The sequence below is a fragment of the Streptomyces fuscigenes genome (assembly GCF_021556455.1).
GTDB classification, from domain to species: domain Bacteria; phylum Actinomycetota; class Actinomycetes; order Streptomycetales; family Streptomycetaceae; genus Streptomyces; species Streptomyces fuscigenes.
Window position 1 is genome coordinate 1 of the sequence record NZ_JAKGCV010000304.1, and the last position, 6,779, is coordinate 6,779.

Here is a 6,779-nt window from a genome sequence, read left to right on the forward strand (position 1 = left end):
CCCCGCGGTGGCGGGTCCCGTCGTCATCACACCGTTTCCGGCTGGGGCTTGTGGCCGTTCGCGAGGGAGGTCGCGGGCCCCGGCACCGCCGCGTACGCCTCCGGTCCCCGGCGCCGGCCGGGCCGTACGAGCAGGGCGAGCGCGCCGAGCAGGCCGCCCGCGCAGCCGCCGACGAGCGCGGCGAGCGGGGTGGACGGAGACGTGGGCGCGCCGGGCTTCACGGCGCGCGAGAACTGGAGCACCTTCACGTTGGTGCTGGCCTCCATGTGCGTGCCGTTGGTGACCAGGGCGCGCGCGACACCGTCCGCCATGTTCACCGCGGTGGTGGGGTTGGTGTCGGTGGCGGTCACGGAGATCATCGGGGCGTCCGGCGAGGTCGCGGTCGTCACGTGCTCCTTGAGGCGGGCGACCGGCACCCCGGCCCACACCTGCGCGTCGCCGAGCACCGCGACCTGCTGCGCGACACGGCCGTACGCGGTGGCGTAGCCGAGCGCGGCCGCCGCGTCGGACTTGTCGGCGGGCACGACGATGACGTAGCTGGTCGCGCTGTACTCGGGCGTGCCGAGCAGCCCGTAGGCGCTGCCCGCCGCGACGCCGGCGACGGCGGCCACCGGTACGACGGTCCAGCCGGGCAGCCGCTTCAGCCGCGCCAGGAGGGTCGGCCGCTCACGCTTCGGCGCTGATGTCTCGGACATGGTGGTTGTTCGCTCCTCGTGTGGCGATGGTGTAGACGGCCATCAGCCGCTCGGCACTGCGCGCGATGTCGTAGTGGTGCGCGGCGCGCGGCGCGGGCAGGCGCTCCCGCGTCCCTTCGGTGCCGCGCCGCTGGTGAGCGCGGAGTTCGGTGGTCAGTTCGGGTACGGAGCCGGTGATCTGCCGCGCGCCGGGCGCGGCCTCCGTGGGCAGGTCGTGCAGGGCGGGGCAGGTCACGTGCAGCACGGGCAGGCCGGCGGCGAGCGCCTCGACCACGGCGAGCCCGAACGCCTCGTCGGGCGACGGCGAGACGAAGACGTCCATGGCGGACAGCAGCGCGGGCAGCGAGAGGGCGCCCGGTCCGGCCGGCGGGTCCTCGCACGCACCGGTCAGCAGTACACGGTCGCCCGCGCCCGCCCGCCGGGCGACGCTCAGCAGCGCGTCCCGCTCGGGCCCCTCGCCGACGAGCAGCAGGCGCGCGCCCGGCAGGTCGGCGACGGCCCGTACGAGCGTGTCGAAGCGCTTGCCGCGGCTGAGGCGGCCCACGCCCCCGACGACGAACGCGTCCCGGGGCAGGCCGAGCCGGTCGCGGGTGGCGCGGCGGGCGTCCGCGTCGTAGGCGAAGCGGGCGGCCTCGATGCCGTTGGGCACGACGTGGATGCGGTGGTGCGGCACGCCCCACCGCTCCAGGCGGCGCGCCACCGTGTCGGACACGGCGACGGTCGCGGAGCCGAGCCGCTCCCCCGCGAGGTACAGCGCGCGGGCGCCCGTGGACAGCGGCCGGCCCTCGATCTGCCGGGCGCCGAGGGAGTGTTCGGTGGCGACGACGGCCCGCACCCCGGCGAGGCGCGCGGCGAACCTGCCGTACACGCAGGCCCGGTACAGGTGGGTGTGCACGAGGTCGTAGCCGCCGCGGCGCACCAGGCCGGTGAGCCGGGGCAGCGCCCCGACGTCCCTGTTGCCCGTCATGCCGAGGTGGCGCACGTCGACGCCGTCGGCGACGATCCCGTCGGCCACCGCGCCCGGGTTCGTGAGCGTGACGACGTCGTGGTCGGTGGGCAGGTGGCGCAGCAGCAGCCGCAGTTGCTGCTCGGCGCCGCCGATGCCGAGGCCGGTGATGACGTGCAGGACCCTCACTGCGCCGAGCCCTCCCGGGACGGCGCGGTGACGGCACCGGGCGCGGGCACCCGGGCCGGCTCCCCGGACGCGGGGCGCGCCGGGTAGGGCCCGTACGGCACGGGCTCGCGGCGCACCCGGTGCAGGGCGAGCTTGAGCAGCAGCCGGGTGGAGGTGTCCTCCTGGCCGACGTGCACGCGCGGCAGCGCGTGCAGGCCCGTGAGCTGCCCCGGGTCGATGGCGACCGCGTACTGGTATCCGGCGGCGCGCACGGCGTCGACCGCGCGCACGTCGACGTTCCCGTACGGATAGCAGAAGCCGGTCACCTCCCGGCCGGTGACGGCGCGCAGCAACTGGCGGCTGCCGGCCGTCTCGGCGGCGAGCCGCTCGTCGTCGACGGCGTCCGCGTCGGTGAGGTCGACGTGCAGGAGGCCGTGCGAGCCGATCTCCATGCCCGCGTCGGCGGCGGCGCGCACCCCGTCCTCGGTCAGCAGCGGCTTGCGCGGGCCGAGCGGGTCCCACTCGTTGGTGCCGCCGAGGCGGCCCGGCAGCACGTAGACCGTGGCGGTGAAGCCGTGGCGCAGCAGGGCGGGCACGGCGTGGGTGGCGAAGTCGGCATAGCCGTCGTCGAAGGTCAGACCGACGAGTCCGGCGTCGCGTCCCTCCGCGCGGGCCCGCAGCAGGCGCTCCATGGACACGCCGGTCAGGCCGCGCCGCCGCAGCAGGCGCAGCTGGCGCTCCAGGCGGTCGGGCGACACGGTGACGTGGTAGGGGTCGTGCGCCGGGTCGGCGACGGAGTGGTACATGGCCGCCCACAGGGGGCCTTCGGGCGGGCGCTCAACGGACATCGGTGAGCCTTCCTGTGACGGTGCGGACGGTACGGGCGGTGCGGCGCGCGGCGGCGAGGACCGCGTCGGCCTCGGGCGCGCGCAGGAGGGCGCAGACGGCGAGGAACACCGCCGCCACCGCGAGCGGGCCGGCGACGACGGCCGCGTACGGGTCGGGGGACGCCGGGAGCAGCGACACGCACAGGCGGCCCGCCCCCGTCGCGGCCACCGCGGCGGCGGCGAGCCGGGCGAGACCGGCCGCGACACGGGGGATGCGGACGGGCACGCCGCGCCGGGCGAGGCCGGCGAGCAGGAGGACGGCGGTGAGGCTGATGCCGAGCGCGTTGGCGGCGGCGATGCCGAGGACGCCCCACACCCGTACGAGGCCCGCGCCGGACGCGGTGGTCAGCGCGAGGCCGCCGATCATCGCGAGCGCGGGGAACCACAGCGGCCGCGCGGTGGAGAAGTAGCAGCGCACGAGCGCGCCGACGAGCGTCTGGCCGAGCAGGCCGAGCGCGTACACGCGCATCACGGACGCGGTGGCGGCGGTGTCGGCCGCGTCGAACGCGCCGCGCTGGAAGAGCACGTGCACGATCTGCGGGGCGCACGAGATGACGACGGCGGTGCCGAGGAGCACCACGACCGCGGCGGTGGCGAGGTCGCGCTCGACGCGGCGGCGCGCGGTGCCCGTGTCGCCCGCCGCCATCGCCCGCGCCACGACGGGGAACGTCACCGTGCACAGCATCAGCGACAGCGTCATCGGCAACTGCGCGACCTTCTGCGCGTAGTTGAGGTGCGAGATGGCTCCGGCGTCCAGCGGCGCCGCGAGGAAGCGCTCGACGAGGACCTGCGCCTGCCGGCTGAGCGCGAAGACGATGACCGGCGCGACGAGGGCGACCCCCACGCCGGGCACCGCCCCGCCCGAAGGGCTCGGCGCCGCCTCCCGCACCCGCCGCCACAGGGACGGCGCCTGCAGGGCCGCCATGCACAGCCCGCCGACGGCGACGCCGATCGCCGCGCCGCGGACCCCGAGGCGGGCCGGGAGCAGCAGCATGGTCGCGATGATGCCGGCGTTGTACGCCACGTAGATGGCGCCCGACGCGACGAAGCGGGAGTGGGCGCGCAGGGCCGCGCTGAAGTAGCCGACGAGGCCGAAGGAGAACACGCAGGTCGCGGTGGCGCGGGTGCAGTCGACGGCGAGGTCGTGATCGGGCAGGCCGGGCGCGAGGGCGTCCACGACCCAGGGCGCCCCCGCGATCACCAGCAGGGACACGCACCCGAGGACGACGCACATCGCCGGCAGCGTCCGGCGCACGAGCCCGCGCACCGAGCCCCGTGCGACGGCGAGGCTGAAGGCCGGCACCAGGACGAGCGCCATGGCGTCCTCGATGAGCAGCGTGGACGACACCTCGGGAACGGTCCAGGACACGAGGAACGCGTCGGACTCCGCGCCCGCGCCGAAGAGGTGCGCGATGACCTGGTCGCGTACGAGGCCGAGGAGCGCGCCGAGGGCGGTCAGGACGGCGGTGACCAGCGCGGCCCTGCCGAACCGCCGTCCGGCGCCGGCCCCTTCGGCCTCCTCGCGCACGGACGCGTCGGGCCCGCCGGACGCGGCGCTCGCGGGGGCGGCCGGCTGGACGGCGGACGCGGCCGGGGGGACTTCGGCGCTGGCGGGGGCGGCGGACGCACCGCTCGCCGGCCCGCCCGCCGTGGCGGCGGGCCCGTAGTGGTTCACGCGGATCATCTCCGACGCGAGCGCGCCGCCGCCCGCGATCAGCGGAAGCCCGGGATCGGCCGTCAGCGCCTTCGCCACCAGCGCGGACGCGTCCACCCCCGGCGGTGTGCGCAGCGTCGTCGCCACCGGGGCGGCGGCAGCGGCCTCCCGCACGAACGGGACGAGCCCCCCGCCCATCGCCAGCACACCCGCCCGCGTCGCCGCCGCGGCCAGGGCGTGCTTCTTCTGCACGGAGGCCAGGCCGGCCTGCTCGATGCGGCCGAGGCAGGCGTCGAGCGCCGCCATCTCCAGCTGCGCCGGCGCGTGCGGCAGGGCGCGCCGGCCCGCGTCGATCCAGCGCTCCTTCCAGTCGAGCAGCGAGAGGTACGAGCGGCGCGGCGCGCTCGGGTTCGCCGCCAGCCGGGCCCAGGCGCGCTCGCTCACCGACACGGCGGACACGCCCGCCGGGCCGCCCATCGCCTTCTGCGCCCCGATCACGCACAGGTCCACGCCCCATGCGTCGGGCAGCAGCGGCTCCGCGGCGACGGACGCCACCGCGTCGAGCATCAGCAGCGCGCCGTGGGCCCGCACGACCTCGCCGATCTCCGCGACCGGGTTGGTGTTGCCGGTGGCGGCCTCCGCGTGCACCAGGGACACGAAGTCCGTCTCCGGGTGCTCGGCGAGCGCGCGCTCCACGGCCTCCGCGCCGACGGCGCCGGAGAACGGCACCTCCAGGTCGTGCACGAGCGCGCCGCAGTCGCGCAGCCAGCCGCCGAACGTCTGCCCGTAGGGCCCCGTGACCACGTTCAGCGCGGTCGAGCCCGGGCGGGCGGCCCCCTTCACGCATCCCTCGAGCGGCAGCAGCGCCTCGCCCTGCATGATCACCACGTCGTTGCCGGTGCCGAGCAGCGCGGCCACCCGCCGTTCCACGGCCGCGAACTCCGCGGCGGTCGGCGGCGCCAGGTCCAGCAGGGCGTTCGGCGGGGGAGCGGCGGGCGAGGGGTGTGTCACGACGGGCTTCTTTCCGGGGTGCTTCGGGGCGGCGGCGGGGTCCGCCGGCCGTATGTCTGCGATCTCTGCGATATGTCTGCGATCTCTGCGATCTTCTCGAATCCTCTCGAACGAGGGTACTCACGGGCTCGTACAGTGCTCCCATGAGCGATGGGACGGCAGCGCCGGCACTGCACGTGAGGGGGCGGGTCCTCCTCGGGCCCGACGAGGCCGTGGACGAGCTGTGGGTGGTCGGCGGCCGGGTCACCTACGAACGGCCCGCGGGCGTGCGCGACCTGCGCACGGTCACCGGGTGGGTGCTGCCCGGCCTGGTCGACGCGCACTGCCACGTCGGACTCGACACGCACGGCCCGGTCGACGCCGCGACCAGCGAGAAGCAGGCGATCGGCGACCGCGACGCGGGCGCGCTGCTGCTGCGGGACGCGGGCTCGCCCTCGGACACGCGCTGGGTCGACGACCGCGACGACCTGCCGAAGATCATCCGGGCGGGCCGGCACATCGCGCGCACCCGCCGCTACATCCGCAACTTCGCGCACGAGATCGAGCCGGACGACCTCGTCGCGTACGTGGCGCGGGAGGCGGTGCGCGGCGACGGCTGGGTCAAGATCGTCGGCGACTGGATCGACCGCGACGCCGGCGACCTGACGCCCTGCTGGCCGCGCGGGGCGGTCGAGGCGGCGATCGCCGAGGCGCACCGGCTCGGCGCGCGCGTCACCGCGCACTGCTTCGCCGAGAACTCGCTGCGCGACCTGGTGGAGGCGGGAATCGACTGCGTCGAGCACGCGACGGGGCTGACCGAGGACACGATCCCGCTCTTCGCCGAGCGGGGCGTGGCGATCGTGCCCACGCTCGTGAACATCGCGACCTTCCCGCAGCTCGCCGCGGGCGGCGCGGCCAAGTACCCGCGCTGGTCCGCCCACATGGAGCGGCTCCACGCGCGGCGCTACGAGACGGTGCGCGCGGCGTACGACGCCGGCATCGCCGTCTACGCGGGCACGGACGCGGGCGGCTCGCTCGGCCACGGCCTCGTGGGCGCGGAGATCGCGGAACTGGTCACGGCCGGGATCCCGGTGCTCGACGCGCTGTCCGCGGGCACCTGGGGGGCGCGCCGCTGGCTCGGCCGCCCCGTACTGGAGGAGGGCGCGCCGGCGGACCTCGTGGTCTTCGAGGAGGACCCGCGGGCGGACGTCCGGGTCCTGACGGCGCCGCACCGGGTCGTCCTGAACGGCGCCGTGGTGGCCTGAGCGCGGGCCCGGGCGCGTCACCTTCGCCGGTGCCGTGCGGGCCGGGGCCCGAACGGCGGTCGGCGGAGCGATGCCGTGGTACGGCCGGGGGCCCGGCGTTGACGGTGGTACGGCACGGGCGAGGCGACGGCGGAAGTACCGCGCGGGGGCGGGGGCGGGGGCGCGGCCCGGCTC

5 protein-coding genes are annotated in these 6,779 nt (G+C 76.6%); 1 reads left to right on the plus strand and 4 read right to left on the minus strand.

What is annotated here, in order from left to right:
* Positions 1-26: 26 nt before the first annotated feature.
* From L1885_RS20670 to L1885_RS29430, 4 genes are read right to left on the minus strand one after another with little or no spacing between them, the layout of a single operon-like run.
* Entirely contained in the window at positions 27-695 is a 669-nt protein-coding gene (locus tag L1885_RS20670; protein WP_235798658.1) for a YveK family protein, read from the minus strand.
* Positions 667-1,830, minus strand: a complete 1,164-nt coding sequence (locus L1885_RS20675) for a glycosyltransferase (protein WP_235798659.1) — start codon at positions 1,828-1,830, stop codon at positions 667-669. Before L1885_RS20675 ends, L1885_RS20670 begins: the two co-directional genes overlap by 29 nt.
* Positions 1,827-2,657 carry a polysaccharide deacetylase family protein gene (locus L1885_RS20680; RefSeq protein WP_235798660.1) on the minus strand — a complete coding sequence of 277 codons (831 nt, stop codon included), beginning with the start codon at positions 2,655-2,657 and terminating at the stop codon, positions 1,827-1,829. Before L1885_RS20680 ends, L1885_RS20675 begins: the two co-directional genes overlap by 4 nt.
* Positions 2,647-5,361 (minus strand): aminotransferase class V-fold PLP-dependent enzyme, encoded by a 2,715-nt coding sequence (locus L1885_RS29430; RefSeq protein ID WP_372481988.1) that lies wholly within the window; start codon positions 5,359-5,361, stop codon positions 2,647-2,649. The genes L1885_RS20680 and L1885_RS29430 overlap by 11 nt, the downstream gene beginning before the upstream one ends.
* 143 nt (positions 5,362-5,504) lie before the next feature.
* Here L1885_RS29430 and L1885_RS20695 point away from each other — a divergent pair, with 143 nt between their 5' ends.
* A complete protein-coding gene (locus L1885_RS20695; RefSeq protein ID WP_235798661.1) occupies positions 5,505-6,605 on the plus strand; it encodes an amidohydrolase family protein in 1,101 nt (366 codons plus the stop codon).
* Positions 6,606-6,779: the final 174 nt, after the last annotated feature.